The 3372-nt window shown below is 39.2% G+C and carries 3 protein-coding genes; 1 reads left to right on the top strand and 2 read right to left on the bottom strand.

The window, feature by feature from the left end; translation table 11 throughout:
* Positions 1-1000, bottom strand: a 1000-nt coding sequence (locus SPADD19_RS12290; protein WP_481906730.1) for an ABC transporter ATP-binding protein, incomplete at its 3' end; no start/stop codon positions are given.
* Positions 1001-1081: 81 nt separating this feature from the next.
* On the opposite strand from SPADD19_RS12290, the gene SPADD19_RS01525 reads away from it, so the two are divergent.
* Entirely contained in the window at positions 1082-1930 is an 849-nt protein-coding gene (locus SPADD19_RS01525; RefSeq protein ID WP_061455028.1) for a helix-turn-helix domain-containing protein, read from the top strand.
* A gap of 49 nt (positions 1931-1979) precedes the next feature.
* Here SPADD19_RS01525 and SPADD19_RS01520 read toward each other — a convergent pair.
* Positions 1980-3372, bottom strand: a 1393-nt coding sequence (locus SPADD19_RS01520) for an HAD-IC family P-type ATPase (protein WP_128861555.1), incomplete at its 5' end; no start/stop codon positions are given.

Genomic DNA, 3372 nt, shown 5'->3' with positions numbered 1-3372 from the left:
CTCCAAATGTCTTTGTTAAATCATCGATCTGAATACTGAGCTTTTCTGTCAAAGGTTCTAAAATGGTTGTCGTCTCATTCACTTCAGGCATTTTCAAAATCGACACAACTTTCTTTTTGACAACCGTTGATCCTTGCAAATTAGAGGTCATTTCTAATAATTGTTGTAAAGGGGAGATTAAATTCATAGAAGCCGTCATCATGGCGATGAGTGTTGTCAGAGACAAGGTCGTAGAAGGAAGAAGCAATAAACCCGTTAACAAGGGGCCAATCAATCCTAATCCTTTTAAGGGACCCGTCCAAAACATGACTAAATTGTGAGTCGTATAGTAGGTATATTGTTGATGCTCCGTTTCACTAATTTCTTTCAGAACATGCTGTGAAAATTCGGTTCCCGCTTGATTGCTTTGGATGGTTTGAATTCCTTTGCTGAAATCGGTGATACTGGATAAACTTTTCTTTCTTGCCTTACTGAGCTCTTCCCCACGTTTTTGTAGGAGTTTGTTAAATACAAACTGAGGAATGATCATCAGGAAACCACCTATTGTAAAGAGACAACCAATAAAAAAGTTCTGCATGATGAGATAGACTATAGATGCTAGAATGGATAAGCCAAATACTGGATAAATGAGCATAGGAGTCAAAAATTCTTGCCAAAACATCGGAATATCCTGTGTTAAAAATGAGTTTAACTCCGCCTCTGTATACTCTAATTTTTTTAGATGAAAGTAGGTTAACGTTCTCTCCGAAATCAATATATTGAATTCTTTGATGATCGATCGAACTAGAAGGTTATCGATATACATACAAGCATAGATCAATACAAATAGAGCAATTCCTCCTATACCAAAGACAAGTAAGGCTCCCTTATCTCGCGGATTAATTTCACCTGCAAACTGAATAATAAACGATAATAAAAGCCCTTGAAGTGAGTACAAAACAGCAAATAGAACATACAACATCAATTTCCATTTAGATAAACTTTTTAAAATGATTTGCATCTTTTTTCTCCTTTCCCTTTTTATAGATATAGTATATAATATAAAAAAATAGCATATAAAAAATTACGGAAATCCGAACAAATGGACATTAGAGAAAAATTTAAATTGATTCGAAAACAAAGAAAAATCTCCTTAAGAGAACTCGGGAATATCGCTGGTTCAGCTTCGAGTATTTCTGATTTTGAAAATGGGAAAACCAATCTATCCAATGATATATTGCTTCAATTATTGGGGTACATGATTGTTGAAATTAATGAGATCTTTGATTGGAGTGATTTCCATAGTGCTGAGTTTTTAACCTTGAAAAAACGAATGGACGAGGCAATGGAAAACTCGGATTGGGTATCTCTTCTTCAAATTAAAAATGATTTTCAAGAATTAGCAATCTCAAAGCATCAATACATTTATCACATCCTCTCCCTCGTTTTAGAGATTATCATTGCAGAAAAACAGCACAAAACCGTTTCACAGCAGACAATAAATGAACTGACGGATTACTTTTTTTCGTTAGATTATTGGACCAATCTTGACATTGGGTTAATGGGAAGTGTGGTCTCCTATTTCACAACTGAGGCTATTGTTCTCTTTTCGGATACAATTTTGGAAAATACACCAGACAAACTTAAAAACAATCTGGACCGAATCAAAATCGATACGATTTTAAATTTAGTATCGGTCTTAATCAGTAGAAAAGAAAAAAGTGCTAGCAAACAACTGCTAACACTTCTATTTGCAAAACAATTCCCTAGCTATTTTGCATTTCAAAAATTATACTTACTAGAATTAAAAGCCATCTATCAAAGTATTTGGGAAGATCCAAAGCAAGGGAGATCTCTCCATGATGATGTTATCCATTCGGTTTCATTGTTTCTTTCAAAAGCAGAAGCACAAGAATGGGATGCCTATTTTCTAGAACTAACTGAACCGTAAAAATATCGTCATCCAATCGAAACTATTTTATCTGTTTTGCTCTTTTCTTTTATTTCTTCCGATGAAAGAACCAGCCTACCAACTTCTTGAAAACTTGAATCAAGACGAGAGCTAGAGCCACCATGATGGCGCAGATTAGCAGCGTTTGAAGCCTTAAGGAGCTCATGTTAAAGAATTTCCCTAGGATACTACTTGATACCAGGAAGGCTAGGATATTTCCTAGAAGAACTAGTCTCTTGTAGTGATTGAGAGGCTGGGATTCTTGGTAGATGATGGTAAAACCAACGAAGGCCATCAAGCAGATGGCTGCACTCGAGAGCTCTTCCGACCTCATGCCAAATGTAGAAGACAGCAAGACCAGACTAAAAATCAGTATAAAATCCGTCAAGGCAGCAGGTAGCGCATTTTTAAAGACCGTTTCGATAAAGCGCCCTTTGATGCGCTCGCTATTGGGCTCAAGCGCTAGGAAGAATCCTGGAATCCCAATCGTAAAACCACTGATCAAAGACATCTGCGACGGCATGATGGGATAAGTAAAGGCTAAAAGCGTCACTGAGATGGCCAACAAAATGGAAAAGATATTCTTGATCAAAAAGAGACTGGCTGATCGTTGAATATTATTGACCACCCGTCGCCCTTCTGCCACGATGGACGGCATCTTCCCAAAGTCAGAATCCAGTAAAACCACTTGCGCCATCTTTTTGGTCGCATCATTTCCAGATTCCATCGCAATACTACAATCCGCTGTTTTGAGAGCCAGAATATCGTTGACGCCATCTCCAGTCATGGCGACTTTATGCCCCTTTGCCTGCAAGCCTTCTACAAGGCTTTTCTTTTGCTCTGGTGTCACTCGACCAAAGACCGTATATTGGCTCGCCGCCTGGTGCAAGTCTTCTTCCGTCAGTAAGGTTCTGGCATCGATTAGATCTTCTGCTCCTTTAATGCCTGCTTTTTGTGCAATAGCTGAGACTGTAGCTGGGTTGTCCCCTGAAATGACCTTAATGGTCACTCCTTGTTGTTTAAAGTAGGCGAAGGTTTCTTTGGCATTTTTTCTCAACGGATTGGAGAGAATAATCCAGGCCACCAAGTCTACAGGAGCCTCTAAAGTCTCTCCCAGGTGATCTCCCCGATATTTCCCAAAGGCCAAGACACGATTGCCTGCCTGAGTAGCAGGAGCTATCTCTGGTTCAAGCTCAGAGAAGCCCTCTCGTAAGACAAATTCTGGTGCGCCTAATACATAGATCCCAGATCCAAAGGCAATTGCCCCATACTTTTTCTTAGACGTAAAGGGCTGATTGTCGAGAGCCTTCCAAGGCTGGCTGACTGGTGTCTTGTGAAATTTTCGGATGGCATCCATGGTGTCATTTTGATCCATACTAGCCTTGACATACTGAGCTAGAGCTTCCAAGTCTTGAGCGTCTTTAACTGGACGAATCTCTGTT

It is taken from the genome of Streptococcus parasanguinis (genome assembly GCF_001578955.1).
GTDB lineage: Bacteria > Bacillota > Bacilli > Lactobacillales > Streptococcaceae > Streptococcus > Streptococcus parasanguinis_U.
Note: the sequence above shows the minus strand (reverse complement) of the source record. Positions and strands in the feature narration are given on the sequence as shown.

What these genes read in the sequence shown, in the direction of transcription:
- SPADD19_RS01525 (WP_061455028.1), top strand. Translation starts at nt 1,082, where the DNA reads ATGGACATTAGAGAAAAATTTAAATTGATTCGAAAACAAAGAAAAATC.